At 62.7% G+C, this 26,072-nt stretch carries 24 protein-coding genes and 1 tRNA gene; 11 read left to right on the top strand and 14 right to left on the bottom strand.

Features of this window, described 5'->3' with window-relative positions:
• Window positions 1-26: 26 nt before the first annotated feature.
• From ACUTR7_RS09290 to ACUTR7_RS09280, 3 genes are read right to left on the bottom strand one after another with little or no spacing between them, the layout of a single operon-like run.
• Window positions 27-1,013: a Bug family tripartite tricarboxylate transporter substrate binding protein gene (locus ACUTR7_RS09290; RefSeq protein WP_013803125.1), complete on the bottom strand. Its 987-nt coding sequence runs from the start codon at window positions 1,011-1,013 to the stop codon at window positions 27-29.
• A gap of 51 nt (window positions 1,014-1,064) precedes the next feature.
• A complete protein-coding gene (locus ACUTR7_RS09285) occupies window positions 1,065-2,054 on the bottom strand; it encodes a hydroxymethylglutaryl-CoA lyase (RefSeq protein ID WP_445608671.1) in 990 nt (329 codons plus the stop codon).
• Window positions 2,051-3,268, bottom strand: a complete 1,218-nt coding sequence (locus ACUTR7_RS09280; protein ID WP_043823498.1) for a CaiB/BaiF CoA transferase family protein — start codon at window positions 3,266-3,268, stop codon at window positions 2,051-2,053. The genes ACUTR7_RS09285 and ACUTR7_RS09280 overlap by 4 nt, the downstream gene beginning before the upstream one ends.
• Before the next feature lie 168 nt (window positions 3,269-3,436).
• Here ACUTR7_RS09280 and ACUTR7_RS09275 point away from each other — a divergent pair, with 168 nt between their 5' ends.
• The 5 genes from ACUTR7_RS09275 (at window position 3,437) to ACUTR7_RS09255 (ending at window position 8,409) form a co-directional block, all read left to right on the top strand.
• Window positions 3,437-4,321: a LysR family transcriptional regulator gene (locus ACUTR7_RS09275; protein ID WP_012204721.1), complete on the top strand. Its 885-nt coding sequence runs from the start codon at window positions 3,437-3,439 to the stop codon at window positions 4,319-4,321.
• A 5-nt stretch (window positions 4,322-4,326) separates the two neighbouring features.
• Window positions 4,327-5,460, top strand: coding sequence for an elongation factor P maturation arginine rhamnosyltransferase EarP (earP, locus tag ACUTR7_RS09270; RefSeq protein WP_445608670.1), 1,134 nt, complete (start codon window positions 4,327-4,329; stop codon window positions 5,458-5,460).
• A 162-nt stretch (window positions 5,461-5,622) separates the two neighbouring features.
• Complete coding sequence (gene efp / locus ACUTR7_RS09265) at window positions 5,623-6,177, top strand: elongation factor P (RefSeq protein WP_012204719.1); 555 nt, start codon at window positions 5,623-5,625, stop codon at window positions 6,175-6,177.
• Window positions 6,178-6,315: 138 nt separating this feature from the next.
• On the top strand, window positions 6,316-6,936 hold the full coding sequence (locus ACUTR7_RS09260) for a DUF2239 family protein (protein ID WP_445608669.1): 621 nt from the start codon (window positions 6,316-6,318) through the stop codon (window positions 6,934-6,936).
• 54 nt (window positions 6,937-6,990) lie between these two features.
• Entirely contained in the window at window positions 6,991-8,409 is a 1,419-nt protein-coding gene (locus ACUTR7_RS09255; protein ID WP_063326577.1) for an MATE family efflux transporter, read from the top strand.
• 63 nt (window positions 8,410-8,472) lie between these two features.
• Here the strand turns inward: ACUTR7_RS09255 and adhP are convergent, their stop codons facing one another.
• Both adhP and rimO read right to left on the bottom strand, forming a co-directional pair.
• Complete coding sequence (gene adhP / locus ACUTR7_RS09250; protein WP_445608668.1) at window positions 8,473-9,501, bottom strand: alcohol dehydrogenase AdhP; 1,029 nt, start codon at window positions 9,499-9,501, stop codon at window positions 8,473-8,475.
• Window positions 9,502-9,651: 150 nt separating this feature from the next.
• Window positions 9,652-11,046, bottom strand: a complete 1,395-nt coding sequence (gene rimO / locus ACUTR7_RS09245; RefSeq protein ID WP_013803131.1) for a 30S ribosomal protein S12 methylthiotransferase RimO — start codon at window positions 11,044-11,046, stop codon at window positions 9,652-9,654.
• Here rimO and ACUTR7_RS09240 point away from each other — a divergent pair.
• Together ACUTR7_RS09240 and ACUTR7_RS09235 are read left to right on the top strand one after the other, a co-directional pair.
• Window positions 11,045-12,709 carry a recombinase family protein gene (locus ACUTR7_RS09240; protein ID WP_445608667.1) on the top strand — a complete coding sequence of 555 codons (1,665 nt, stop codon included), beginning with the start codon at window positions 11,045-11,047 and terminating at the stop codon, window positions 12,707-12,709. The two genes, rimO and ACUTR7_RS09240, sit on opposite strands and share 2 nt — an antisense overlap.
• 326 nt (window positions 12,710-13,035) lie before the next feature.
• Window positions 13,036-13,977 (top strand): hypothetical protein, encoded by a 942-nt coding sequence (locus tag ACUTR7_RS09235; RefSeq protein WP_445608666.1) that lies wholly within the window; start codon window positions 13,036-13,038, stop codon window positions 13,975-13,977.
• A gap of 1,043 nt (window positions 13,978-15,020) precedes the next feature.
• Here ACUTR7_RS09235 and ACUTR7_RS09230 read toward each other — a convergent pair.
• Entirely contained in the window at window positions 15,021-15,596 is a 576-nt protein-coding gene (locus ACUTR7_RS09230; protein WP_445608665.1) for a hypothetical protein, read from the bottom strand.
• 2 nt (window positions 15,597-15,598) lie between these two features.
• On the bottom strand, window positions 15,599-16,048 hold the full coding sequence (locus ACUTR7_RS09225) for a D-Ala-D-Ala carboxypeptidase family metallohydrolase (protein ID WP_445608664.1): 450 nt from the start codon (window positions 16,046-16,048) through the stop codon (window positions 15,599-15,601).
• A 145-nt stretch (window positions 16,049-16,193) separates the two neighbouring features.
• On the opposite strand from ACUTR7_RS09225, the gene ACUTR7_RS09220 reads away from it, so the two are divergent.
• From ACUTR7_RS09220 to ACUTR7_RS09205, 4 genes are all read left to right on the top strand, one after another.
• Window positions 16,194-16,475: a hypothetical protein gene (locus ACUTR7_RS09220; RefSeq protein ID WP_216293579.1), complete on the top strand. Its 282-nt coding sequence runs from the start codon at window positions 16,194-16,196 to the stop codon at window positions 16,473-16,475.
• Complete coding sequence (locus ACUTR7_RS09215) at window positions 16,472-17,002, top strand: hypothetical protein (protein ID WP_445608663.1); 531 nt, start codon at window positions 16,472-16,474, stop codon at window positions 17,000-17,002. The genes ACUTR7_RS09220 and ACUTR7_RS09215 overlap by 4 nt, the downstream gene beginning before the upstream one ends.
• Window positions 16,999-17,265, top strand: a complete 267-nt coding sequence (locus tag ACUTR7_RS09210) for a hypothetical protein (RefSeq protein WP_216293581.1) — start codon at window positions 16,999-17,001, stop codon at window positions 17,263-17,265. The genes ACUTR7_RS09215 and ACUTR7_RS09210 overlap by 4 nt, the downstream gene beginning before the upstream one ends.
• A 408-nt stretch (window positions 17,266-17,673) precedes the next feature.
• A complete protein-coding gene (locus ACUTR7_RS09205) occupies window positions 17,674-18,603 on the top strand; it encodes a DUF2971 domain-containing protein (protein WP_445608662.1) in 930 nt (309 codons plus the stop codon).
• A 203-nt stretch (window positions 18,604-18,806) separates the two neighbouring features.
• Here ACUTR7_RS09205 and ACUTR7_RS09200 read toward each other — a convergent pair whose 3' ends face one another.
• The 7 genes from ACUTR7_RS09200 to preA all read right to left on the bottom strand — a co-directional run bounded on the left by ACUTR7_RS09200 (window position 18,807) and on the right by preA (window position 26,072).
• Window positions 18,807-19,241 (bottom strand): hypothetical protein, encoded by a 435-nt coding sequence (locus ACUTR7_RS09200; protein ID WP_445608661.1) that lies wholly within the window; start codon window positions 19,239-19,241, stop codon window positions 18,807-18,809.
• Between the two features lie 204 nt (window positions 19,242-19,445).
• Complete coding sequence (gene phaR / locus ACUTR7_RS09195; protein WP_013803147.1) at window positions 19,446-19,985, bottom strand: polyhydroxyalkanoate synthesis repressor PhaR; 540 nt, start codon at window positions 19,983-19,985, stop codon at window positions 19,446-19,448.
• Between the two features lie 213 nt (window positions 19,986-20,198).
• Window positions 20,199-20,275: transfer RNA gene (locus tag ACUTR7_RS09190), tRNA-Val, on the bottom strand.
• Window positions 20,276-20,345: 70 nt separating this feature from the next.
• Window positions 20,346-21,611, bottom strand: coding sequence for a Zn-dependent hydrolase (locus tag ACUTR7_RS09185; protein ID WP_445608660.1), 1,266 nt, complete (start codon window positions 21,609-21,611; stop codon window positions 20,346-20,348).
• A gap of 24 nt (window positions 21,612-21,635) precedes the next feature.
• Window positions 21,636-23,096: a dihydropyrimidinase gene (gene hydA, locus ACUTR7_RS09180; RefSeq protein WP_197943000.1), complete on the bottom strand. Its 1,461-nt coding sequence runs from the start codon at window positions 23,094-23,096 to the stop codon at window positions 21,636-21,638.
• A 30-nt stretch (window positions 23,097-23,126) separates the two neighbouring features.
• Window positions 23,127-24,620: an NCS1 family nucleobase:cation symporter-1 gene (locus tag ACUTR7_RS09175; RefSeq protein WP_034391912.1), complete on the bottom strand. Its 1,494-nt coding sequence runs from the start codon at window positions 24,618-24,620 to the stop codon at window positions 23,127-23,129.
• Between the two features lie 132 nt (window positions 24,621-24,752).
• Window positions 24,753-26,072: an NAD-dependent dihydropyrimidine dehydrogenase subunit PreA gene (gene preA / locus ACUTR7_RS09170; RefSeq protein WP_445608659.1), complete on the bottom strand. Its 1,320-nt coding sequence runs from the start codon at window positions 26,070-26,072 to the stop codon at window positions 24,753-24,755.

Below are 26,072 nucleotides of genomic sequence, written 5' to 3'. Positions count from 1 at the left end.
CAGCGGGCCTGCGGGCCCCCGGGCTCTTACTCGGCCTCGATCTTCGAGGACTTGACCACCTGGGCCCAGTTGGACCACTCGGTCTTGACCATGGCGCCCAGCTGCTGCGGGTTCATGTAGTCCGCCGTGGCGCCCTGCTCCTGTGCCTTTTGCTTGAAGGCCGGGTTCTCCACCACCTTCTTGAGGTCGGCCGTGAGCTTGTCGATCACGGGCTTGGGCGTGGCGGCGGGCGCGAACACGGCAAACCAGGAGGTGGCGTTGACGCCCGCATAGCCGGCCTCGGCCGTGGTGGGCGCATCAGGCAGGCTGGGCAGGCGCTGCGCGCCGGTGACGGCCAGCACGCGCAGCTTGCCGCTTTGCACATGGGGCATGAAGGGCGGCGCCGTGCCGAAGGTCAGGTCCACCTGGCCGCCCAGCAGGTCCTGCAGCGCGGGACCCGTGCCCTTGTAGGGGACGTGGACCATCTTGATGCCGGCCTGCTGCTCCAGCATGGCGCCCGTCACGTGCTGCAGCGAGCCATTGCCCGACGAGGCGTAGTTCAGCTTGCCGGGGTTGGCCTTGGCATAGGCCACGAGTTCGGCCAGCGTCTTCACGGGCAGCTCGGAGCGCACCACGATGATCTGCGGCGCCGACAGCACATTGGCCACGGGCTGGAAGTCGCCCTGCTCCCAGATGCGGGCCTTGGTCAGGTGGGGCGAGATGACGTGATAGCCCGAGTACTGCATGAGCAGGGTGTAGCCATCGGCCTCGGCACGCTTGACCAGGCTGGCTGCGATGGAGCCGTTGCCGCCGCCCTTGTTGTCCACCACCACCGACTGGCCGATGACGGGCGCCAGCGCCTGGGCCGCCATGCGCGCCGCCAGGTCGGTGGTGCCACCGGCTGCGGCCGGCACGATCATGGTGATGGTCTTGGCGGGGTAGCCGCCCTGGGCCAGCGCGGCTGTGCCGCCCAGGCCCAGTCCTGCGATGGCCATGGCCACGGCTGCGATCTGTCTGCGTTGAATCTTCTTCATCTTTGTCTCCTTGGTTTGCTCGGTTCTTGTGAATGAGAATGCGCGCCGACCTCAGCCCTTGGCCAAGGCCCGTTCGCGGATGGCTGCAAAGTCGGCTGGTGGCTGGTGCAGGTCCAGCCGGGCACCGGCCTTGGCGATCTGGCTGGCCGTGTCATGGCCGATCAGCGCGGGCAGGCTGCGCGCGGCCGCGACGATCTGCGCCAGGTCCACGCCGGTGTCGTAGCCCATGAGCTGCAGCGCGTGGACGATGTCTTCGGTGCAGGCATTGCCCGATGCGCCAGGCGCGTAGGGGCAGCCGCCCAGGCCGCCGATGGAGGCATCGAAGCGGTCGCCGCCCGCCTCGATCGAGGCCAGCACATTGCCCAGGGCCATACCGCGTGTGTTGTGGAAGTGCAGGGTCAGCCCCAGCTGCGGCCAGCGCTGCCGGAAGGCGGCCACCATGGCACGCACCTGGGTCGGGAAGGCCATGCCCGTGGTGTCGCACAGCGTGATGCCCTGCACGCCCAGGTCGGCAAAGCGCTGCACCCAGTCGAAGACTTCCTGCTGCGGCACGTCGCCCTCCATGGGGCAGCCAAAGCAGCACGACAGCGAGACGTTGACCGGCACGCCCGCCTGCTGCGCCGTGGCCACGACCTGGGCCAGCGCCGCGAACGACTGGCTGCGCTGCATGCGCAGGTTGCACAGGTTGTGGGTTTCGCTGACCGACATGACGAGGTTGAGCTCGTCCGTGCGCGCCTCGATGGCGCGCTCGGCGCCGCGGGCATTGGGCACCAGGGCCGTGTAGATGGTGCCGGGCCGGCGTTCTATCTCACGCATGACGATCTCGCCATCGCGCAGCGCGGGAATGGCCGTGGGCGAGACAAAGGCCGTGACCTCGATCTTGGACAGGCCGGCCTGCGACAGCGCATTGACCAGGGCGATCTTGTCCTCGGTGGGGACAAAGGCCTGCTCCATCTGCAGCCCGTCGCGCGTGCCGACCTCGTTGAAGAAGACGCGGCGGCCCGCGCCCTGCCAGACATCCGTGGGGTGGACGGCATTCATTGGATCACTCCCTTGCTGCGCAGCAGCGCAATCTGTTGGGCCGTGAGGCCGGCCTCGGCCAGCACGGCATCGGTGTCATCGCCCACATGGGGCGCACTGCTGCGCACCGTGCCGGGCGTGAGCGAGAGCTTGGGGACGATGCCCGGCACCTCGATGTCGTCGCCGTCGCGCGTGTGCTGGCTGAGGATCATGTCGCGGGCGCGGTAGTGCGGGTCCTCGGCAATGTCCTTGGCCGTGTAGACCTTGCCGGCCGGCACGCGCGCGGCCGCCAACTGGTCCATCACGGCCTGCACGCTCTGCGAGCGCGTCCAGCCACCGATGACGGCGTCGATCTCGGCGATGCGCGCCACGCGACCCGCGTTGTCGGCCAGTTGCGGATCGTCGGCCAGGTCCTGGCGGCCGATGGTGGCCATCAGGCGCTTGAATATCGAGTCGCCATTGCCGGCCACCAGCACCCACCCGTCCTGGCAGGGATAGGCATTGGACGGCGCAATGCCCGGCAGCGCACTGCCCGCCGCCTCGCGCACGGCACCAAAGGCGCTGTATTCGGGCAGCAGGCTTTCCATGACGTTGAAGACGGCCTCGTGCAGCGCCACGTCGATGACCTGGCCGGCACCGCCGTTCACCTTGCGGTGGTACAGGGCCATCATCACGCCGATCACGCCATGCAGCGCGGCCAGCGTGTCGCCAATCGAGACGCCCACGCGCACCGGCACGCGGCCCGGCTCGGCCGTCAGGTGGCGCAGGCCGCCCATGGCCTCGCCGATCACGCCAAAGCCCGGCAGGTCGCGGTAGGGGCCGGTCTGGCCGTAGCCCGAGATGCGCAGGATGACCAGGCCGGGGTTGAGCGCATGGAGCTCCTCGGGCGACATGCCCCAGCCTTCCAGCGTGCCGGGGCGGAAGTTCTCGACCAGCACATCGGCCTCGGCGATCAGGCGCCGCGCGATGTCCTGGCCCTCCTGCTGGCGCAGGTCCAGCGCCACCGAGCGCTTGTTGCGCGACTGCACCTGCCACCAGACCGAGGTGCCGTTCTTGATCAGGCGCCAGTTGCGCAGCGGATCGCCCGCGCCCGGCGCCTCGATCTTGACCACGTCAGCGCCGAACTCGCCCAGCGTCTTGCCGCAGAACGGCCCTGCGATCAATTGCCCCATCTCGACCACGCGCACACCGTTGAGTGCGCCGGGGGTGGGAACCAGCCTTGTCTGTTGTGTCATGGGTTAGCGCTTCCTCTTTGTCTCCTGCGGCCAGCCTCCGATGGCATTGCCGCGGCGCCGATCTTGCCGCCGTCCGCGCGCGCTGCAAAACGCTCAAGCGCGACGCTGCCATCGCAAACCGGCATGGCAGAACCCAGCCGGGCGGGGCCGGGAGATAATCGCCACCCCATGAAGCTCGACCCGATTTCGCTGCGCCTGTTCGTGGCCGTGATGGAGGAAAGCGCCATCGCCCGCGCCGCCGCACGCGAACACATCGCCCCCTCGGCCGCCAGCCGGCGGCTGGCCGAGCTGGAAAGCCAGCTGCAGGTGGAGCTGTTCACGCGCAGCAACCGCGGCAGCGTACCCACGGCCGCCGCCTATGCGCTGCTGAACATGGCGCGCGGCGTGCTCAACGACCTGGACGGCATCGGCGAGCAGATGCGCGAGTACGGCAGCGGCCTGCGCGGCCATGTTCGCGTGATGGCCAACATCTCGGCCATCACCCAGTTCCTGCCCTCGCAGCTGCAGCGCTTCCTGGACCAGCACCCGCATGTGGACGTGCGCCTGCAGGAGCGGGTGAGCAGCGACATCGCACGCGCCGTGGCCGACAACGAGGCCGATATCGGCATCCTCAACCAGGGCAGCTACGGAGAGAAGATCCGCCTGCGCCCGTACCGGCGCGATCGCCTCATCGTCATCGTGCCCCAAGGCCATGCGCTGGTACGGCGGCGCTCGCTGCGGCTGGCCCAGGTGCTGGACCATGACCTGGTGGGCATGCACGCGGGCAGCGCGCTCAACCACCAGATCACGCGCGCCGCGGCCGACCTGGGCCTGCAGCCCCGGCTGCGCATGAAGGTCACGGGCTATGACGCGCTGTGCCTGATGGTGGCCTCGGGCCTGGGCGTCGGCATCCTGCCCGAAGGCAGCGCACGCCTGTACCTGGGCGCCCTGCCGCTGCGCTGCATTGCGCTGGACGAGCCCTGGGCCGAGCGCCAGCTGATGCTGTGCGTGCGCTCGCAAGAGGCACTGCCGCCCGTGGCGCAGTTGCTGGTCGAACACCTGTGCGAACCCTGATCCCCATGCTTGCCTTCAAACCCATCCCCCCGGCCCCTCTGCCAGAGCAGGCCGTTGTACGGACCTGGGACATCTTCTGCCAGGTCATAGACAACTTTGGCGACATCGGCGTGTGCTGGCGCGCGGCGGCCGACCTGGCCTCACGCGGCCAGCGCGTGCGGCTGTGGATGGACGACGCCAGCGCCCTGGCCTGGATGGCTCCCCGGCCGCACCCGGCCGGACTCAGCGTCCATGACTGGCCCACGCGGGCGCAGGATGTCCCGCAGGCCGTGGGCGATGTGGTCATCGAGGCCTTCGGCTGCGAGATCCCGCCGCCCTTTCTGGCGGCCATCGCGCGCCGGTCACCGCTGTGGATCAACCTGGAGTACCTGTCGGCCGAGGACTATGTGGAGCGCTGCCACCGCCTGCCCTCGCCGCTGATGTCGGGGCCGGCTGCGGGGTTGACGCGCTGGTTCTTCTACCCGGGCTTCACGGCCGCCACGGGCGGCCTGCTGCGCGAGCCGGACCTGGCCGCGCGCCAGGCAGCTTTTGCTTCCGAGGGCCGGCAGGCCTGGCGCACACGCCACGGCATAGGCACCGGCGATTGCGCCATCTCGCTGTTCTGCTACGAGCCCCCTGCCCTGCCTCAATGGCTGGCCCAACTGCATGCAGCGCCCCCTGCGCCGCAGGCCACGCATTTGCTGGTGACCCCGGGACGCGCAGCCGCCGCCGTGCAACAGGCCATGGCCAGCGTGCCCGCCACGGAACAAGGCGCGGTGACCCGGCATGCGCTGCAGCCCTGCCCCCAACCTCAGTTCGATGAAATGCTCTGGGCCTGCGACCTGAACCTGGTGCGTGGCGAGGATTCGCTGGTACGCGCACTGTGGGCGGGCCAGCCGCTGGTCTGGCACATCTATCCCCAGCACGACGACGCCCATCACGACAAGCTCGACGCCTTTCTTGACTGGCTGCAGGCACCAGCCAGCCTGCGCGCCTTCCACCATGCCTGGAACGGTCTGGCACCGGCAAGCACGTTGCCCGCAATCACGCCTGCGCTGCTGCAGCAATGGCAGGAATGCGTGCAGGCGGCACGCTCGCGGCTGCTGCAACAGACCCCATTGATTGAGCAGCTACAAGCTTTCGTGACCGAAAAAAGCTAGAATGCACGTTTTGCCTCCCTGGAGGCGCCGCTGCGGGCGACCGCCAGCCGGCCGCCATCGACCAACCAGGGTTGCACCCGCCGCGGAACTGCGGCAGGCGCACCGTCCCAGCGACTTCGCTTGCCTGCCCTGTTGAGCGGCTCAACCTCAGCCAAGCAAGCTATGAAAATCGCTCAAGAAATCCGCGCCGGCAACGTGATCATGCACGGCAAGGACCCGATGATCGTCCTGAAGACCGAATACGCTCGCGGTGGCCGCGGCGCCGCCACCGTCCGCATGAAGCTCAAGTCCCTGCTGGGCAACATGGGCACCGAAGTCGTCTTCAAGGCCGACGACAAGATCGACAACGTGATCCTGGACAAGAAGGAGTGCACCTACTCCTACTTCGCCGATCCGATGTACGTGTGGATGGATGCCGACTTCAACCAGTACGAAGTGGAAGCCACCAACATGGGTGACGCCATCAACTACCTGGAAGACGGCATGGAAGCCGAAGTCGTGTTCTACGACGGCAAGGCCATCTCCTGCGAGCTGCCCACTTCCGTGGAACGCGAAATCACCTGGACCGAACCCGCCGTCAAGGGCGACACATCGGGCAAGGTGCTCAAGCCTGCCAAGATTGCCACCGGCTTCGAAGTGCCCGTGCCCCTGTTCGTGAGCCAGGGCGACAAGATCGAAATCGACACCCGCACTGGCGAGTACCGCAAGCGCGTCTAAACAACGCTTGCAGTTCCCTCTGCGAAGCCCCTGGCAGTCTCTGCCAGGGGCTTTTTCTTTGGCGGCATGCCGCACGATCAACAAAATTTAACCCGGGTTTAATTGACTTGATATTTTTACCCGGCTAATATCTGCGCCATGACTACCAAATCCAGCGCAGCGGCCACCGAGCCCGCCCCCAGCTACACCATCTTCCAGGGCCATGGCCGTCTGCTCCAGGGGGACAGGCCTGCCGTCCTGCAGTTCCTGCAAAGCCATGAACAACAGGCGCAGGGCAGTGGATCGGCACCGCCGTTGTGGGTTTTCGACGACCACAGCGGCATGCGGCTGGACCTGGACTGGCGCAGCGAGCTGGCCTCAGCGCCTGCCCCCGCCGAAGCCGCCGCGCCCCGCAGCGTGGGCCGCCCCAAGCTGGGCGTGGTGGCGCGCGAGGTGACCTTGCTGCCGCGCCACTGGGAATGGCTCAACCGCCAGCCCGGCGGCGCCTCCGGCGCACTGCGCAGGCTGATCGAGGAGGCGCGCGGCAAGCACGCCGCACAGGATGCCGTGCGCGCCGCCACCGAAGCCGCCTACCGCTTCATGAGCGAGATGGCGGGCGACCTGCCCCATTTCGAGGACGCCAGCCGCGCCCTGTTTGCACGCCAGGCCGAAGCCTTTGCACGGCACACCGCCGCCTGGCCCGAGGATGTGCGAAGCTATCTGCAGCAACTGGGCGGCCCCGTATGGGCGGGCTCACCTGCGGCGCCAGCCCAGGACTGAAGACCTGACCCGGCCCGACCTCACTGCTTTTCTCGTCGCATTACCAGACACAACATGACGAAACCAACCGAACCCCTGCCCCAGGCCGCCGCGCCTGCCGCATCCAGCCACGGCGGGCCGCCCATTGCCGGCAGCCAGCCGCTGTGGCGCACCTTTCTGGTGTTCCTGGGCCCCATGGTGCTGGCCAACATCCTGCAATCGCTGTCGGGCACCATCAACAGCGTCTTCATCGGCCAGATGCTGGGCGTGCAGGCGCTGGCCGCCGTCGCGGCCTTTTTTCCGGTGATGTTCCTCTTCATCGCCTTCGTGATCGGCCTGGGCGCGGGCTCCTCGGTGCTGATCGGCCAGGCCTACGGCGCGCGCATGCATGACAAGCTGCGCGCGATTGCGGGCACGGCCATGTGCATAGGACTGCTGTTCGGCGCCATCGTGGCCCTGTTCGGCGGGCTGTTCACCGAGCCGCTGATGCGGTTGCTGGGCACGCCACCCGACATCATGGAGCAGGCCACGCTGTACTCGCGCATCGTGCTGCTGGGCATGCCGGGGCTATTCGTGTTCCTGCTGGCCACCTCGCTGCTGCGCGGCGTGGGCGACACGGTCTCGCCCATGCTGGCGCTGCTGATCTCCACGGGCACGGGCCTGGCCTGCACCCCGGCGCTGATCGCGGGCTGGGCCGGCCTGCCGCGCCTGGGCGTGGCCAGCGCGGGCGTGTCCATGATCCTGGGCTTCACACTGGCGCTGGCCTGGCTGGGCTGGCGGCTGCGCCGCATCGGCAGCCCGCTGGCTCCCAATGCCGCGCTGTGGAAGGCGATGCGCATTGACAGGACCCTGCTCAAGAGCATCCTGCGCGTGGGCATTCCCACGGGCGTGCAGATGATTGCCTCGTCCATGGCCGGGCTGGTCGTCGTGTCGCTGGTCAACGGCTTCGGCTCCAGCGCCACGGCCGCCTATGGCGCGGTCAACCAGATCAACTCGTTTGCGCAGTTTCCCGTGATCTCGGTCGCCATCACGGCCTCCATCCTCGGAGCCCAGGCCATCGGCGCGGGACGCAGCGAGCGCCTGGGAGCCATCACGGCCACAGCCATCCGCATGAACCTGGCATTGGGCGCCGCACTGGCCCTGATCGGCAGCCTGTTCGCACGGCCGCTGCTGGGCATGTTCATCACCGACGAGCAGGTGCTGGTGCTGGCCATCGAGCTGCTGTACATCGTGCTGTGGAGCGGCCTGCTGCTGGGCTGCTTCATCGCACTGTCGTCCATCATGCGTGCCAGCGGCGATGTGGTCATTCCCACGGCCATCACCATCACGGTGCTCGCCGTGCTGGAGCTGCCCATGGCCTGGTGGCTGAGCCGCGGCTTCGGGCTGATGGGGATCTGGATGGCGCTTCCGCTGTCCTACACCCTGACGCTGTGCCTGCAGACCGCCTACTACAAGCTGGTCTGGAAGAAGCGCCCCATCCGCCGCATGGTGTAAGGCATGCGCCAGGCAAAACAGGCTTCCCGAGGGAAGCCTGTTTTTTTGGGAGTGGGCAAGGCGTCAGGCGTTCAGGTCCAGCACCACGCGCCCTTCGATCTTGCCTTCATGCATGCGCGCGAAGATGTCGTTGATGTTCTCCAGCCGGTCTGTGGACACGGTGGCCTTGACCTTGCCCATGGCCGCGAAGTCCAGAGACTCCTGCAGGTCCAGCCGCGTGCCCACGATGGAGCCGCGCACGGTCACGCCGCTGAGCACCATGTTGAAGATGGGCAGCGGGAAGCTGCCGGGCGGCAGGCCGTTGAGCGATACCGTGCCGCCGCGCCGCACCATGCCCAGCGCCTGCTCGAAGGCCTTGGGCGATACCGCCGTCACCAGGGCGCCGTGTGCGCTGCCAATCTCCTTTTTCAGGTAGGCCGCAGGGTCCGTGGTCATGGCGTTGACCGTGACCTGGGCGCCCAGGCGCCGGGCCAGCGCCAGCTTGTCGTCATCCACATCCACCGCCGCCACATTCAGCCCCATGGCCTTGGCGTACTGCACGGCCATGTGGCCCAGGCCGCCGATGCCCGAGATCACCACCCAGTTGCCGGGTTTGGTGTCGGTGACCTTCAGGCCCTTGTAGACGGTGACGCCCGCGCACAGCACGGGAGCGATCTCGATCAGGTCCACGCTGCCCGGCAGCAGGCCCACGAAGTTGGCATCGGCCAGCGCGTACTGCGCAAAGCCGCCGTTGACGGAGTAGCCGGTGTTCTTTTGCTGCTCGCACAGCGTCTCCCAGCCGCCCAGGCAATGCTCGCAATGGCCGCAGGCCGTGTAGAGCCATGGAATGCCGACGCGGTCGCCCTCCTTCACATGGGTGACACCTGCACCCACGGCGGCCACATAGCCCACGCCTTCGTGGCCGGGAATGAAAGGCGGATTGGGCTTGACGGGCCAGTCGCCCTGCGCCGCGTGCAAATCGGTATGGCAGACGCCGCAGGCCTCGATCTTCACCAGCACATGGCCGGGATCGGGCCTGGGCACCGGGACTTCCTCGATGGTGAGCGGCTTGCCAAACTCCCGCACCACGGCGGCCTTCATGGTCCTGTTCATTCGCGCCATCCTTTCTTTGCGTCAAAGTAGGTACAGCATTTCAGCGAAGCGACCTGAACGCCTTGATCAAAATCAGGCCTTGGACCATCAAGGACAAAAAAAGCGGGCAAGGAAAACCTTGCCCGCTTTTCAGGGATGCGAATGCAGGCCTTACACGGGCTGGCCCACCAGGTCGTGGCCCTGCGTGCCCACGATGCGCGCCTTCACGAAGTCGCCCACCTTGTAGGTCTTGCTGGCCTTCTCGGGCGGCAGCAGATGCACCAGGCCATCGATCTCAGGCGCATCGGCATAGCTGCGGCCCACGCCACCCTTCTTACCCAGGCCCACGGACTTGTCCACCAGCACCTGCATGGTCTGGCCCACGCGCTTTTGCAGGCGCGCAGTGGAAACCTCTTCAGCCACGGCCATGAAGCGCGCACGGCGCTCCTCACGCACTTCCAGGGGCAGCATGCCGGGAATCTCGTTGGCGGCAGCGCCTTCGACCGGGCTGTAGGCAAAGCAGCCCGCGCGGTCGATCTGCGCCTCGCGCAGGAACTGCAGCAGGTGCTCGAACTCCTGCTCCGTCTCGCCGGGGAAGCCCGCGATGAAGGTGGAGCGGATCACCAGATCCGGGCAGATCTCACGCCAGCGCTGAAGGCGCTCCAGGTTCCTCTCGCCGTTGGCGGGGCGCTTCATGCGCTTCAAGACATCGGGATGGCTGTGCTGGAAGGGAACGTCCAGATAGGGCAGCACGCGGCCCGTGGCCATGAACGGAATGATCTCGTCCACGCTGGGGTACGGGTAGACATAGTGCAGGCGCACCCAGGCGCCATAGGGCTCGGCGATCTCGGCCAGCGTCTGCACCAGTTCGAGCATGCGCGTCTTCACCGGCTTGCCGTCCCAGAAGCCCGTGCGGTACTTCACATCCACGCCATAGGCCGAGGTGTCCTGGCTGATCACCAGCAGCTCCTTGACGCCGCCCTCGAACAGCGCACGCGCCTCCTTGAGCACATCGCCCACCGGACGCGAAACCAGATCGCCGCGCATGGAAGGGATGATGCAGAAGGTGCAGCGGTGGTTGCAGCCCTCGGAAATCTTCAGGTAGGCGTAGTGCCTGGGCGTGAGCTTGATGCCCGCCTCGCCAAAGGCGCCCGGCACCAGGTCGATGAAGGGATCGTGCGGCTTGGGCAGATGGGTGTGGACGGCGTTCATCACCTCCTGCGTGGCGTGCGGCCCGGTCACGGCCAGCACGCTGGGATGCACTTCCTGGATCAGGTTGCCGCCATCCTTGCCCGCCTTGGCACCCAGGCAGCCCGTGACGATGACCTTGCCGTTCTCGGCCAGCGCCTCGCCAATGGTGTCCAGGCTCTCGCGCACGGCGTCATCGATGAAGCCGCAGGTGTTGACGATCACCAGGTCAGCGCCCTCGAAGGTCTTGGAGGTCTGGTAGCCCTCGGCGCTGAGCTGGGTAAGGATGAGTTCGGAGTCCGTGAGTGCCTTGGGGCACCCGAGGGATACCATACCTATACGGGGCAGCCGATCCACTTTGACAGCAGTTTCATTCATGGGAAAAACTTCTAAAGGTCTTGTCTATAGCTACCTGCGGTTCTCGGACCCCAAGCAGTCAACGGGGAGCAGCACGGACAGGCAACTGGCATACGCGGAAAAATGGGCCTCAGAGCACGGCCTGCAGCTTGACAGCAGCCTGACCCTCCGCGACGAGGGCCTGAGCGCTTACCACCAGCAGCACATAAAAAGTGGTGCGCTCGGGGTGTTCCTGCGGGCCGTGGAGGACGGACGTGTACCGCATGGATCTGTGCTGATCGTGGAGGGGCTGGACCGCCTCTCTCGCGCAGAGCCCATCCAGGCTCAGGCGCAACTAGCCCAGATTGTAAATGCGGGCATCACCGTGGTCACAGCGAGCGATGGAAAGGCCTACAGCCGCGCACGGCTCAAAGAAAACCCCATGGATCTGGTCTACAGCCTGCTGGTGATGATCCGCGCTCACGAAGAAAGCGACACGAAGAGCAAGCGGGTCAAGGCCAGTATCAGGCGCCTGTGCGAGGGATGGCAAAACGGCACGTACCGGGGACGTGTGCGCCAAGGACGTGACCCCGAATGGATCAAGGAGACAGAAACGGGGTGGGAAATCGACTCTGAGCGTGCAGCGGCCGTGCGCAGGGCAGTTGAGCTGTACACGCAAGGGCACGGGGGCAAAGGCATCGTGCAGCGACTCGATGCCGAAGGGTTGAGGCTGTATTCGACAACGCAGGTTAACGTCACAACCCAGGTCTACCGCATCATCAAGATGCCCCAGCTCGCGGGCATCAAGCCCGTAAGCCTTGACGGCGAGGAATACCAGCTCAAAGACTACTACCCCGCAGTCTTGAGTGCAGACGAGTGGACTGAGCTTCAGCGGGTGGCGGCGCAGAGCGGCCGGCGACGGGTCAAGGGCGATCTGCCACATATCATCACCGGGCTGGGCATCACCGTTTGCGGGTACTGCGGGCGGCCCATGTCAGGCCAGCACCTGGCAACAAAGAAGCGCCTACCCGATGGGCGCATCCGGGACGGATACCGGCGGCTGCTCTGCGCTTCGGCTGCTGCCTATGGTGGTGGATGCGCCGTGTTTGGGAGCACCAGCGTGGCGCCGGTGGAGCGCGCCATCATGTCCTATTGCAGTGACATCGTGAACCTGCAAGCGCTGTATGGGGCAGACCGCAGCCAGGTGCCGCGCACCCAAGTGGCCACAGCCCGCCAGGAGGTGGACCAGATCAGTGCCCAGCTCGACAAGCTAACCGACGCTATGCTGGCCAGCGCCGACGAGGGCACACCGGCAGTATTCGCTCGGCGCGCTCGCCAACTGGAGATGGATCTGGTCACTGCTCAAGCTCGGCTGCAGGCTGCCGAACTGGACTTGGCAGGTGCGGCACGCACAGATATTTCAGGAGCCGATGCTGCCTGGCGTGCGCTGGCTGCAGGCGTGCAGGCACAGGAGATTCAGCCCAGGCTGCAGGCCCGCCAGCTTGTTGCGGACACTTTTGAGCGCATCGTGGTGTACGCCCGTGGCGTCAATCCCCATCCCGATGCCTCGGAGCGAGACTACAAGATCGACCTGGTGCTGATCGCACGCGGAGGCGTCGCCCGGTTGCTGACTGTGGACAGGCAAGGCAATTGGATCGCAGGAGAACAGTCCTCAACAACCCATGAGCCGGAGCAATCCAAGTAGGTCGCTCACCACAAGTCAACAATCGCTCACTCTTGATACTCGAATTAACGTCTACTTATGCAGCGAAAGGACAGACCGCATGCCTCAACTTATAACCTGTCTCGCCCGGTAGCCGCCATCATGTAGGCCCGTCCGCCACCTATCCCAATCGACCAGTGCGTAGTTAGAGCGGTCTGCTTGACGAGGAAATATCTACCTGGTATCTATGCAATATCTGAAATATCGCCCTACTCAAGAAACCCATCTACAAATCAATGACCGCGCACTCATAAATAAAAGCACACTGCTGCAGAAAATGTGCAATTAAAATTCAGAAAATAATTCACATGCATTTTATACATAAAAAAACACCAAAACCCTCTGCACATACAAGATTCGTTTTCTTTAAGAAAAGGTTTTCGCAAATAATAAGCTTTGCGATGCCGTTAAAGCTAGTCTTAGGTGCATTGCTTGGTGCTCTTGGAGGAGCAGGAATAATTTCAGTTCTAAGTGAATACGCAACGTACAGTTTTTCCATATATCATGGATTCAGGCCACCACTTGAAGGAATTCCATATCTAAAAGCCGGAGTTGCGCTTGCTAGCTTCTCTTTACTACTTACTGGCGCAATAGTATTTTTGCTAAGTGTACTACTAGTGAAAGTTGCCCTGTGGTCTTTTGAATATACATTTTACCCACTAATATACACTTTTAACTGGGGAGAAAAACGCAGAGAAAAGGTAAACAAACAATATAAATATGTCTTTCTTCGTTTATCTCAGCGTCCTCTATGGCAGATTATTCTTCTATCTATAGCGACAGGAGTTGTGGGGGGACTTATTGGATATTTTGAAAACTGGCTGCTATTTGAAAAAATACTAAATATAAATATCCCAATAATCTCGGAACTAAATTTAGGATTCGGCGTATATATATTCATATTAACACTGGCACTATCAAATAAAAGAATTATTTGGTGGATAAGTGGGGTAGCAACCTTTCTCTACTTTATGGCCTGGATATATATTCTTTTTAACCCATTGTGGTATGCAGAGTTCCTAAGGACCGTTGGATACGGTGGTGGAATCCCAATCACTCTAGAAATCAAAGACCCCATAAATCAAACGCAACTTCAGAAAATAGATGGATTTCTACTTCTCCGCACTACTGAAGCAGTAATTTATCTTGAAACGGAATCGAATCGAATTATCGAAATCCCACGAGATCGCGTTCTATCGGTGTCTCATGATGGCGGCGGCCTCAGGCGAATTGGTCACAAACTCCCATGACAGAGCTAAAGCAAAAAACTGCGCAGAATATACAAACTCACAGGCTATCGGTATAGCCTTCTGTAGACATGATCACCGGCAACACATACTTGCTAATCCGTTGCTGAAGTCATGGCGTGGGCCAAGCCGAAAGCGCACTCGCAAGCACTGTCTCGGTAGCGGGCGTCATCAGCAATGCGCGCCAGCTCTCCCGCTCGTTCGTCAGCGCGGCGCTGCAGCTCGAGGGCGCCGGTGACTGGCAATAGCGCGAGCCTGGGCGGCGTCGGCAGCGCGGTGCACACAAGCAGTGCCGCCAACAACCAGTCTTACTCCTGCCGTTTGTCTATCTCGAACATCGCGCCTCGCACGGACATCTCCGAGGCTGAAACGGATTAACGGGTACTGGCTGCCGACGTAGAAGCGCAGGAGATCGATCTCGGCAGCAGGCCCGCCAGAATGTCGTGGACACTTTCGAGCGCATCGTGGTGTGCACGTAGGGGATCAGCCGCCCCCTGCGCTTAGAGTGCTACCGAAAAGTGAGCTGATATTGAATGCACACAGCGGCGAAGCAAGAACTTCGTCAGCAAACCGGAAGACGCCTGCAGGTCCGGAATTCCAGGGTTATGTTGCCAGGTTGCGACGCGACATCTAGGCTAGACTTCTAGATCCGTCGAAGGCGACTTTAGCGGAGGTGGGCCGGAGAGAGCGCCAACTCTCCCCGGTCCGATTACAAACCAGAAGGCCTGCAGTTGTCGTAGCGGCAACAGCGCAAGTGTACCCGTGGGACAAACCGTATGGGTATAACGAGTTGTGTAGGCCTTCCTTATGCCTACAAGGCAGAAAGGAAGATACATGTCTTCTTCTACTACTGATCCAAGAACCGACGGTCATTGGATCTACCGACCGTACCGCGTCGTGGATGGGGTACGCCAGTACCCAAAACGCGCCAAGGTGTTCCGCATCTGGGTACCGCAGAACACTCCTGAAGGAGGTGACCGATAGCGCGTGTAGTCTAGACAGGCATGCACAACAGCAACCCCGTGGCCTAGTGCCCCGGGGTTTTTTTATGGATACCTAGCGTCCTCGATATCAAGGATCTTGCCGAGCTGGCTCTGCAGTTCGGCGTACCCGCTCCGACACACAGCCAGGCCCTCGGCTACATCCCGTTCGCTGGCGTATCCGGCAGCGTCGTGCGCAGCGGGGGCAGAGGTCGGGGCCGCACTCGGAGAGTGGCCGGCAGCGGCTCGCACATCATCTGCACGGGAGGCAGCGGCGCCGATGTCGTTGAGCATCCAGACAGTGCCAGTATCGAGACACTGACGACCAGATAGAAGAGCGATTTGCGCATTTGCGCCTCCTAGTTGTTTGCTCAGGGTTTCGAGTGCCGCAGCGTGTTCGCCGGCTGCCGTGTCAGCAGCTTTGCGGTCTACCTTGCGCGCGATATCGGCTGCCTTGTCGGCGAGGCTCTGGGCATTGGCGCGGGCCAGCGCCTCGCGGTCGAGGCTGGCCTGCCAGGCCAGCCCCGTGAAATACCAGCCCCCTGCCGCGCCTGCTGCGGCACAGGCCACGCCCAGCAACACATAGGGCAACGCAGCAGCAGTCACGCGCACGGCCCAGGATTGAGGATTCAGGGCCGCCATGGTCAGACCTCCTGAATGCCCACCAGCGTGCTTTTGCCGCTGACAGTGATCACGCGATTGACGGGCTTGTCCGGCGTGCGTGTGGACAGGTGCACCCAGTGCTTGCCGCCCACGCTTTCATAGATGATCTGCCCGATGCCCAGCGCGTTGACGTGCGGCGCCAGGGCCTTGGCTACAGCGTAGGGCGCGCCGAACTTCGGCGCCACGATGTCAGCGGCCGCGCCGATAGCGTGGTCGCTGCTGGTGACACCGCCCACGGCTGCATTGACGGCGCGCGAGCGGTAGCCGCTGGTCACGACGATGGGCACGCCCAGGTGCGCGCGCACGCGCTCCAGCATCGCGGCCGTGAGCGCCAGGCGCTGCAGGGCCTCGGGCGTGGGCGTGTTGTCCAGGCCCTGGCGCTGTGCCGTGGCGCTGGCCGTGAGTTCGGCCAAGCTGAAATGGGGGGTCATATAGCAGGATAGTGCGGACGCCGGCACCGGGGCAGCAGATCAAGCAGCCACCAGCCAGGCAATCACATTCGAGCTAGGTGACCTGGTGCGCATAAAAGCTGGCCTCAATGGCACAACCGGGCGCCCACACAAAGAGTGCGGCCGCGTGGGCGTGGTGCGCCTTGGAGATCTGTCACTGATCGTGGAATTTGGCGCCGGCGTGGGCCAGCGTGCGGGTTTCGAGGCCGAAGAGCTGGAGCCCTACACAGCAGACCCCATCGTCGGTAAGCGCGTGCGCGTTCTCAACCCAAACAGCGCCTACCGCTGGCAGGACGGCACAGTTGCGGGCCTCACGGCCGAGGGCTGGAAAGTAGAGTTTTCGGGCAAGCCTGGCGCCGCCGTCAAGGCTGAGATTTTCGACACCAAGGAACTGGAGAGCCTGGCATGAGCGGACGCCGTAAACCATTCCGCAGCCGTTGGGCAGGCCGACCCGACACATTTGCCGTGATCAATCACCACGGCACCAAGCTGACGAGCAAGGAGATCGCCTCCATCATCGACCCCGTGCGTGAATGCTTCGCGCAGATCCGCGCCGGCACAGCCACCGAGCTGCACGCCACTGTCATGCACAGCACTATCCAGGTGGCCCAGGAGGTAGAGCGCGGGGGCATCGTCCACGGCCTGGCCGAACATTTCGACAGCGCCCAGGCCGCATGCGAAGCCTACTTCGCACGCTGCCGCGCCGGCAGCGCATGGCATCCCAGCGCCGTGCACTTCTACGAACTGGGCGCCCTCACCACCGCGATTGATCTGCATGAATTCCAGTTGCAGCAGTTGACGGCCCACGAGATCCAAGAAGTGACGCGCAGGCTGATCGCTCGCACAGAGAGCAGCGGCGGCGAAATGCTGCAAGCTGATAGCGACCTGAGCACTACAAAGCCGTACCGCAAGAACAGAGGGGAGGCACACGCATGATCGGCACACAACCCACTGGCGCCATCGAGGGCGTGCAAATCAGCGCTGTGAGCCATGAGGGGCTGAGCGTCAGCATCAATGGAAGGCCCGGGCGGCTGGCCATCATTACCGAAGACGGCCAAGTCATTGCCGCTGGCACAGACGTGGCGCGCGAAGCTCAGGCTGTTGCCGTCAACTGCTACCGCAACTTCCTGCAGGGCAAAGGCTTCTTACGCATCCTGAGCAACCCAATCCACACAGTCAAGGCAAATGTGCCAGAGTAGAGACTGCAGTGCCCCAACAATAAGCCCTCCGACTAAGCTCTGCGGGCTTTTTTCTATTGGATAGCAGATAGATCTAAGGAACTTCTGCAAAAATCGACTTGTGCCGTGAACATCACTTCCGGCAGGAGCTATCGTTACAGTCACAAAATATACAGCCTGCACGCGACTGACATCTGGAAAGGTTGAACTGAACGGCACGCAGCAGGACGTATTGATTGGGGTATAGGTTTCCTGAGACGTAAGCGGCAAAATAAACACTTAAATGAGTTGGCAAAAAATGGCCAAGAGAAAATATAGATTTTAATAGAAATTATGCAACCTCCTAAAATCCGATTTCACTAGAGCCAATTAATAAATAAGCCTATTAATCTTAGATACTCTCAAATTAATTGAAAATGGTAATATTTAATGACAATGCTTTATAAATATGTAGACGCCTCCTACTTCGATAAAATATTTCCTAATGAAACAGGGGGAACGTTCAAATGCTCATATCCAAAAGATTTCAATGATCCATATGAGCTTTTTTTAACGGTTGAATTTGACCAAGACCCTGAAGGAGCTGCATTCTATGAGGAAATCGTTGGCAAACTGCAACAATTACCAACCACATGCTTTTCACGCTCCCCAACAGTCATTCCAATGTGGGCTCACTATGCCAGAAATCACTCAGGAATAGTTATTGAATTTTCAGAGGAAAAATTGAAAGCCGCCTTTCCTCAAGGCAATTTTGATAATGTCACCTATCGCGACACACCCTTGCAAGGTCTGAAATCTCTATTCGATAGAGCTCAATATATTGGAAAGCCTCGTTATTTTCACATGCTGCAAAACGGCTTGTATTTTGCAGCCTACTTCACAAAAACAACAGCGTGGGCATACGAATTAGAGCGCCGAATGATTTTGAACGACAGCGAAATGCGAAAATTGGATGGCCTTATGCTTATGGATGTACCTGCAGAATGCATAACTTCTATCACAGTAGGTGCGAGAGCTTCCATCGAAACTAAACGGCTGGTTGAAAAACAGTGTAATTCAATGGAATGCGATTATATTGAAATGAGAATTGGCCGCTCTTCAGCAACGCCGTTTTTCATCAATGAATCTGGAGACACAATAATTTTTGATGGCGAAGGTTTCCAACAAACGAATAAATATTGCCAATCCTGCAAGGAGCCCACAACTACAGAAAGTGAAAAATGCTCCTGGTGTGGGATTGAAGAATCTCATCGGAAAGATGCAGCAGGCCGGAATACATATCGCATATTGCAACACCATGGCTTGCTTGAACGTTATATTGAAAGCATGCAAGAAATTGATCGACGCCATGGCAGCTAAGCCGAAAAATTTCCGCCCTTCAAGGCGAGACGAGAGCCCTTGTCTAACAGTTATGAAAAAGCTACAACTACCTAGATCAGCCCAATCGCCGCCCACCAAATATTCTGAACATAAACTTCAGGTGAGCGATGAAGCAACAAGCGGTCCGCTTGTCTTCTGCCATCCAGGTCATTCCACTGGGGCAACGAGGTCTTTCACATATCTCAATTTTTAGAATGCACAATCCGCAACCCGTTTGTAAGGGCGTCAGCGACAACTGACCTGCAAGCCTGCTCGTCTTCAATCAACAGGAACCGCTTTGTCAATGTATTGATAAGACTGCGATACACCTCTTGAGCCGGTAGATCGAAGACCTTCAGGCCCATCGACTGGCAATCCAGTTGCAGCTTCCGGGCGACCCGACTCTCATGCACACCAAGAGAGAATGAGCGCAAGCCCCTCAGTTGTTTGAGAACATCTGCAGCAGACGATGTTTTGAGGACCGCTGACACCGAGCGGAGTGCCTTGATCTCAGCGAGAGTCGGCCCATCGACGCCAAACGCGACCAACACTTCTGCCTCGTCTCGCGTGTGTTCCAGCACCACCCAACCAGGCTCGGTGCCATCCCAGAGGTAGCTGTATTCCGCGTTAGCGCTCATACAGTGCACCTAAACTTGCGAGGCCTTTGAAGGGTATGGATGCAGCATCCTACGGGCCCCCAAGAGACACGAAGCCCACGCGCGGAGCGGCCGCGCCGGCAGGGGTTGTCATGGTTGTTGCGTCGCTCGTGGGATTCATCAGGGGCGATATTGTCCAGTTCTGCGTGAACTTGGCACATCGACCCCGAACTTATCCCTGAAAGCTCAGCTGCCGCGCTTGATGCCCAGGGCACCCAGCATCTGCTCGGTCTGCTTTTGCATCTGGTCCTGCATCTGGGTGAACATGTTCTGCGACTGCTCCATGTAGCTGCTCATCATGTTCTGCATGGCGGGCGGCTGCATGCGCATGAACTGGCTCCAGGCCTCGGGCGAGGTGCCCTGCGCCTGCTCGGCCAGCTTGTTCTGGAAGTCGGTGAACATCTGCACGTTCTTTTCCAGATAGGAGCCCATGTAGCCCTGCATGGCATGGCCGTAGAAACGGATGATGTTGGCCAGCACGGTCTCGGAGAACATGGGCGCGCCGCCGGCCTCTTCTTCCAGAATGATCTGCAGCAGGATGCTGCGCGTGAGGTCTTCCCCGCTCTTGGCGTCCTTGACCACCACGGGCTCGTTGCTCATCACCAGCTGCTTGACTTCCGTCAGCGTGATGTAGGAGGACGTGTTGGTGTCGTAGAGACGGCGGTTGGGGTATTTCTTGATCACGCGCTGGGCGCTGGGGGCGGCGGCTGTTGTCGTCTCTTGCATTGCAATGCTTCTCCTCTTGTACGTGCTTGTACGGGCAATTGATCTATTGCACTGCAACAGATTCTAGGCAGCGCACACAGCACCTGGCGCAGCAGTAACCCTGATGGTGATCAACGCATGCGACAGAGCGAATGGCTGCCTTGCCGCCGTCCGGGCAAAAAAAATCCCGCTTGAAGCGGGATTTTCTGCAGCCCCTGGTGAGACTGCTTTGTTTGGTAGGCGCGATTGGACTCGAACCAACGACCCCCACCATGTCAAGGTGGTGCTCTAACCAGCTGAGCTACGCGCCTGTCGTTTGTTGAAGCCGCAAGTATAGCAGTGCAAAACAGGGCTTCCGGGCAAGTTGCGCAGTTTTTCCGATCACAGCACCCTGGCGCGTTCCAGCATGGCGTGCATCAGCACATTGCAGCCTGCGGTGATGTCGGCCGGCGTGGCGTCCTCGATCTCGTTGTGGCTGATGCCGTCCTTGCAGGGGATGAATACCATGCCGGCCGGTGCCAGCCGCGCCATGTAGACCGCATCATGCCCGGCGCCCGAGACGACGGGCATGTGCGAGTAGCCCAGGGCCTTGGCGGCGCGCGCCACCGCATTCACGCAGTCGGCATGGAAGGGTTGGGCGGGGTAGCTGGACACCAGGTTGATCGCTATGGGCAGGCCCGTCTCCCGGCTGATGCGGTCGGCCACGGCGCGGATGTCGGCGTCCATGGCTTCGCAGTCGGCATCGGTGGCGTTGCGCAGGTCGATGCTGAATTTGACCTGCCCAGGAATCACGTTGCGGCTGTTGGGATGGACCTGCACCATGCCCACGGTGCCGCGCCCGTGGGGCGGATGGCGGTGGGCGCAGGCCACCACTTCCTGCATCAGTTGCGCGGCGGCCTGCAGCGCATCCTTGCGCAGGGCCATGGGCGTGGGGCCGGCATGGGCTTCCATGCCCGTGACCACGCAGTCGTACCAGCGGATGCCCAGCACGCCGGTGACCACGCCAATGGTCCTGGCGTTGTCCTCCAGCACCGGGCCCTGTTCGATGTGGGACTCGAAGTAGGCGCCGATCGGGTGGTCGCCCGGTTCCTGGCTGCCCACATAGCCGATGCGCTCGAGCTCGCCCTTGACGGTCTTGCCTTCGGAGTCGGTGGCCGCATAGGCATGCTCCAGCGTGAAAGCCTTGGCGAACACGCCCGAGCCCATCATCACCGGCACGAAGCGCGAGCCTTCCTCGTTCGTCCAGAAGGCCACCTCGATGGGCGCTTCGGTCTCGATGCCGTGGTCGTTGAGCGTGCGCACCACCTCCAGCCCCGCCAGCACGCCGTAGTTGCCGTCGAACTTGCCGCCCGTGGGCTGGGTGTCGATGTGGCTGCCCGTCATGATGGGCGGCAGGCTGTTGTCGCGCCCGGGCCGGCGCATGAAGCCGTTGCCGATCTTGTCGATGGTCACCGTCATGCCCGCCTCGCGCGCCCAGCGGGTCACCAGATCACGGCCCTGGCGGTCCAGGTCGGTCAGCGTCAGGCGGCAGACGCCGCCCTTGGGCGTGGCGCCGATCTGCGCCAGCTCCATGAGTGAATCCCACAGCCGGCTTCCGTTGACGCGCAGCTGCGCAATGTCCTGCTTCACTTGGGTATCTGTATCCATTGCGGTCTCCTTGTCATGCGGGCTTCAGCGCGCCACGGCCGTGGGCTGCAGCGTGGCGGCGCGGCGCTGCACCGCGTCGAAGTTGGGGCCGAAGGCCGGGCGCTTGATATAGCGCCCCTTGCCCATCTCGGCACGCAGATCGCCCCGCGCATAGGCCACCACGCCCTGGCTGATGGTGTGGCTGGGCATGCCTTGCACGGTGCGGCCCTCGAAGATGTTGTAGTCGCCCTTGGAGTGCTGGGTCTTGACCGACAGGGTGTGGGTGGCGGCAGGGTCCCAGACGACCAGATCGGCGTCGGCCCCCACGCCGACCAGGCCCTTGCGCGGATAGATGTTGAACAGCCGGGCGGTGTTGGCCGAGGTGATGGCCACGAATTCGCTGGGCGTCAGCCGGCCGGTGTTCACGCCCGCATCCCAGATCACGGCAAGGCGCTCTTCCACGCCGCCGGTGCCGTTGGGGATCTTGGCGAAGTTGTCCCGGCCCATGGCTTTCTGCGCGGCGCAGAAGGTGCAATGGTCGGTGGCCGTGGTGTGCAGCTGGCCCGACTGCAGGCCCTGCCACAAGGCCTCCTGGTGGCCCTTGGCCCGGAAGGGCGGGCTCATCACATGGGCGGCGGCCTTGGCGAAGTCGGGGTCGCGGTACACGCTTTCGTCGATCACCAGATGGCCGGCCAGCACTTCGCCATACACGCGCTGGCCACGCGCACGGGCCGCGGCAATGGCCTGCGCCGCCTCGGTGCAGCTGACATGCACCACGTAGATGGGCACGCCCAGCACGCCGGCGATGGCGATGGCGCGGTTGGCCGCCTCGGCCTCCACCATGGGCGGGCGGGCCAGCGGATGGCCCTCGGGCCCGGTGATGCCCATCTTGGCCACTTCCTGCTGAAGAAGGTAGACCAGCTCGCCGTTTTCGGCATGCACCGTGGGCATGGCGCCCAGCTCCAGCGCGCGCTTGAAGCTGTTCACCAGCGTTTCGTCGTCGCACATGATGGCGTTCTTGTAGGCCATGAAGTGCTTGAAGCTGTTGATGCCCTCCTCACGCACCAGCGTGCCCATGTCGGCATGGACGCTGTCGCTCCACCAGGTGACGGCCACGTGGAAGGAGTAGTCAGCCGCAGCCTTCTCGGCCCAGCCGCGCCATTTGCGGTAGGCGTCCAGCAGCGGCTCCTGTGGATCGGGAATGACGAAATCGATGATGCTGGTGGTGCCACCGGCCAGCGCCGCCGCCGTGCCGGTGTAGAAGTCATCGGCCGTGACCGTGCCCATGAAGGGCAGTTGCATGTGGGTGTGCGGATCGATGCCGCCGGGCATGACGAACTGCCCCGAGGCATCGATCACCTGCGCCCCGGCCGGCACCAGGGCAGCCACATCCGGCCCCACGGCCGCGATCGCCCCATCCACACACAGCACATCGGCCTTCTCCTGCCGGTCTGCATTCACCACCGTGCCGCCACGCACCCATACCGAACCCTGTGATTGACCCATAGCGTCATGCCTCCTGTTGGTTGGTCCGGCCTATGCCTTGCTCAGCGCGGGAGCGCCCTTGGTCACCTGGCCTGCCATGCCGATGCGGTAGACCACGCCGGCAATGAACAGGCCGATGAACCATGCGTAGTCATAGGCATGCTTGAAGAAATCACCCACGTTCGGGAATGCAGCGGGGAACGCCGCGTGCAGGAAGCCGGGCAGGTTGGGCGCCACGCCCAGGGCGAAGGCCGCCACGGCCACCCAGTTCCAGCCGTTGGAGTAGCGGTAGACGCCCTCTTCCCTGTAGAGGTCTTCCACCACCAGCTGCTTTTTGCGCACCAGGAAGTAGTCCACCATCAGAATGCCCGCGATCGGCCCCAGCAGGGCCGAGTAGCCGATCAGCCAGGTGAAGATGTAGCCCTCGGTCGATTCCAGGATCTTCCAGGGCATCATCACGATGGCAATGGCCACCGTCATGTAGCCGCCCACGCGGTAGCTGATCTTCTTGGGCGCCAGGGCGGAGAAGTCATAGGCCGGCCCGACCAGGTTGGCCGCCAGGTTCACGCTCACGGTGTCGATCAGCAGCACGATGAGCGCGATCAGAACGGCAGCGCCCGTCATGCGGCTGGCAACATCGACGGGGTCCCACAGGGCCTTGCCGTAGATCACCACGGTGCCCGATGTCACCACCACCGCCAGCATGGCCAGCAGCCCCATGGGCACGGGCAGGCCGATGGCCTGGCCCACGACCTGGTCCTTCTGCGACTTGGCAAAGCGCGTGAAGTCCGGAATGTTCAAGGCCAGCGTGGCCCAAAAGCCCACCATGGCCGTCAGCGACGGCCAGAACACCGACATGAACTGGCCCGCCTTGGGACCGCCCGGCGCGTACTGCGAAGGCTGCTCCATGATGGGGCCGAAGCCGCCGGCCTTCTGGTAGACCCAGCCCAGCAGCACGAAGCAGATCAGGATCTTGAGCGGCGCAGTCCAGGTCTCAAGCTTGCGGATGGACTCTATGCCGTGCACCACGAAGTAGAACTGGATCGCCCAGAACACCAGAAAGCACACCAGTTGCCCCACATTGATGCCCAGGCCCGCGATCTTCTCGCCTTCCAGCGGATGGCCCAGCAGCACGCCCAGCAGGGTGTAGATCATCATGCCGCCGAACCAGGTCTGGATGCCGTACCAGCCACAGGCCACCAGGGCCCGCAGCAGGGCGGGCAGCTTGGCCCCGTGGGTGCCGAACGAGGCACGGGCCAGCACGGCAAAGGGAATGCCGTACCTGGCCCCGGCATGGCCGATGAGCAGCATGGGAATCAGCACGATGAGATTGCCCAGGAACACCGTCATCACCGCCTGCGACCACGACATTCCGTTCGTGATCATGCTGGCGGCCAAGGTGTATGCCGGAATGCACATCACCATGCCTATCCACAGGGCGGCGAAGTGGTACCAGGTCCAGGTTCGCTGCCTGGGCAGCGTGGGTGCGAGGTCGTGGTTCCACAGGCTGCCTGTGGACTCACCGGAATGCGGGGCATGCGACATTGCGAAGCTCCTTCTCGAAGAGAGAAATCACCAATCCATTGCTGATCCAGGGTCTGACCTTTTCCATCAAGCGCATTTCGTGCCAGGTCGGCCCGGATGCGGGCCGTGCGCCGACCTGCCGCAATGCCCCCTCTAGCCCTGCGCCGTCACGGCCTGGCGCATGGGGTTGTTCGGATGCGTGGTCCAGTTCGCATACTCCCCGGTGACCGTCTGGCCGGTGCGGGGGTCCACCTCGCCCGGCTGCAGGCTGCGCATGGTGATGCACTCGGGCACGGGGCAGATGGACACGCACAGGTTGCAGCCCACGCATTCGGTGTCATCCACCTCGAACCGGCGCACACCGCCCTCCTTGCTGAAGGTGATGGCCTGGTGGGAGGTGTCCTCGCAGGCCACGTGGCAGCGCCCGCACTGGATGCAGCTGTCCTGGTTGATGACGGCCTTGTCGATGTGGTTGAGGTTGAGGTCCTTCCAGTCCCTGACCGTGGGCACGGCCCGGCCCTGGAAGTCCTCGATGCGCGCAAAGCCGTGCGCGTCCATGTAGTTGGACAGCCCGTCGCACATGTCCTGCACGATGCGAAAGCCGTAGACCATGGCCGCCGTGCACACCTGGACATTGCCGCATCCCAGCGCAATGTATTCGGCCGCGTCCTTCCAGGTGGTGATGCCGCCTATCCCCGAGATGGGCAGGCCCGCCGTCTGCGGGTCGCGCGCGATCTCGGCCACCATGTTCTGGGCGATGGGTTTCACGGCCGGGCCGCAGTAGCCGCCGTGCGAGCCCTGGCCATCGGTGCTGGGGTGCATGACCAGGGTGTCCAGATTCACTCCCATCAGCGAGTTGATGGTGTTGATCAGGGACACCGCATCCGCGCCGCCGGCCTTGGCCGCCCGCGCCGGAAAGCGCACGTCGGTGATGTTGGGCGTCAGCTTCACGATCACGGGCAGCCGGCTGTACTGCTTGCACCACTGCGTGACCATCTCGATGTACTCGGGCACCTGGCCCACGGCCGCCCCCATGCCGCGCTCGCTCATGCCGTGCGGGCAGCCGAAGTTCAGTTCCAGCCCGTCGGCGCCGGTGTCCTCCACCATGGGCAGGATGCGCTTCCAGCTTTCCTCCACGCAGGGCACCATCAGCGAGGCGATCAGCGCGCGGTCAGGCCAGGCCTTCTTCACGCGGGTCATCTCCTCCAGGTTGGTGCGCAGCGGCCGGTCGGTGATCAGCTCGATGTTGTTCAGGCCCATCACGCGCCGGTCCTGCGCCATGAGGGTGGAGTAGCGCGGCCCGTTCACGTTGACCACATGCGGGTCCTCGCCCAGCGTCTTCCACACCACGCCGCCCCAGCCGGCCTCGAATGCGCGGGTGACGTTGATCTCTTTGTCCGTGGGCGGTGCCGAGGCCAGCCAGAACGGATTGGGGCTGGAAATGCCCAGAAAGCGGCTGCTGATGTCTGCCAT

The organism is Delftia sp. NA_296.1 (genome assembly GCF_052692095.1).
Note: the sequence above shows the minus strand (reverse complement) of the source record. Positions and strands in the feature narration are given on the sequence as shown.

What these genes read in the sequence shown, in the direction of transcription:
- ACUTR7_RS09210 (WP_216293581.1), top strand. Translation starts at nt 16,999, where the DNA reads ATGATCGGCACACAACCCACTGGCGCCATCGAGGGCGTGCAAATCAGC.
- phaR (WP_013803147.1), bottom strand. Translation starts at nt 19,985, where the DNA reads ATGCAAGAGACGACAACAGCCGCCGCCCCCAGCGCCCAGCGCGTGATC.
- ACUTR7_RS09200 (WP_445608661.1), bottom strand. Translation starts at nt 19,241, where the DNA reads ATGAGCGCTAACGCGGAATACAGCTACCTCTGGGATGGCACCGAGCCT.
- ACUTR7_RS09215 (WP_445608663.1), top strand. Translation starts at nt 16,472, where the DNA reads ATGAGCGGACGCCGTAAACCATTCCGCAGCCGTTGGGCAGGCCGACCC.
- ACUTR7_RS09205 (WP_445608662.1), top strand. Translation starts at nt 17,674, where the DNA reads ATGACAATGCTTTATAAATATGTAGACGCCTCCTACTTCGATAAAATA.
- ACUTR7_RS09225 (WP_445608664.1), bottom strand. Translation starts at nt 16,048, where the DNA reads ATGACCCCCCATTTCAGCTTGGCCGAACTCACGGCCAGCGCCACGGCA.
- earP (WP_445608670.1), top strand. Translation starts at nt 4,327, where the DNA reads ATGCTTGCCTTCAAACCCATCCCCCCGGCCCCTCTGCCAGAGCAGGCC.
- ACUTR7_RS09185 (WP_445608660.1), bottom strand. Translation starts at nt 21,611, where the DNA reads ATGGATACAGATACCCAAGTGAAGCAGGACATTGCGCAGCTGCGCGTC.
- efp (WP_012204719.1), top strand. Translation starts at nt 5,623, where the DNA reads ATGAAAATCGCTCAAGAAATCCGCGCCGGCAACGTGATCATGCACGGC.
- ACUTR7_RS09260 (WP_445608669.1), top strand. Translation starts at nt 6,316, where the DNA reads ATGACTACCAAATCCAGCGCAGCGGCCACCGAGCCCGCCCCCAGCTAC.
- ACUTR7_RS09255 (WP_063326577.1), top strand. Translation starts at nt 6,991, where the DNA reads ATGACGAAACCAACCGAACCCCTGCCCCAGGCCGCCGCGCCTGCCGCA.
- ACUTR7_RS09235 (WP_445608666.1), top strand. Translation starts at nt 13,036, where the DNA reads ATGCATTTTATACATAAAAAAACACCAAAACCCTCTGCACATACAAGA.
- adhP (WP_445608668.1), bottom strand. Translation starts at nt 9,501, where the DNA reads ATGAACAGGACCATGAAGGCCGCCGTGGTGCGGGAGTTTGGCAAGCCG.
- hydA (WP_197943000.1), bottom strand. Translation starts at nt 23,096, where the DNA reads ATGGGTCAATCACAGGGTTCGGTATGGGTGCGTGGCGGCACGGTGGTG.
- ACUTR7_RS09280 (WP_043823498.1), bottom strand. Translation starts at nt 3,268, where the DNA reads ATGACACAACAGACAAGGCTGGTTCCCACCCCCGGCGCACTCAACGGT.
- rimO (WP_013803131.1), bottom strand. Translation starts at nt 11,046, where the DNA reads ATGAATGAAACTGCTGTCAAAGTGGATCGGCTGCCCCGTATAGGTATG.
- ACUTR7_RS09230 (WP_445608665.1), bottom strand. Translation starts at nt 15,596, where the DNA reads ATGGCGGCCCTGAATCCTCAATCCTGGGCCGTGCGCGTGACTGCTGCT.
- ACUTR7_RS09275 (WP_012204721.1), top strand. Translation starts at nt 3,437, where the DNA reads ATGAAGCTCGACCCGATTTCGCTGCGCCTGTTCGTGGCCGTGATGGAG.
- preA (WP_445608659.1), bottom strand. Translation starts at nt 26,072, where the DNA reads ATGGCAGACATCAGCAGCCGCTTTCTGGGCATTTCCAGCCCCAATCCG.
- ACUTR7_RS09175 (WP_034391912.1), bottom strand. Translation starts at nt 24,620, where the DNA reads ATGTCGCATGCCCCGCATTCCGGTGAGTCCACAGGCAGCCTGTGGAAC.
- ACUTR7_RS09290 (WP_013803125.1), bottom strand. Translation starts at nt 1,013, where the DNA reads ATGAAGAAGATTCAACGCAGACAGATCGCAGCCGTGGCCATGGCCATC.
- ACUTR7_RS09285 (WP_445608671.1), bottom strand. Translation starts at nt 2,054, where the DNA reads ATGAATGCCGTCCACCCCACGGATGTCTGGCAGGGCGCGGGCCGCCGC.
- ACUTR7_RS09240 (WP_445608667.1), top strand. Translation starts at nt 11,045, where the DNA reads ATGGGAAAAACTTCTAAAGGTCTTGTCTATAGCTACCTGCGGTTCTCG.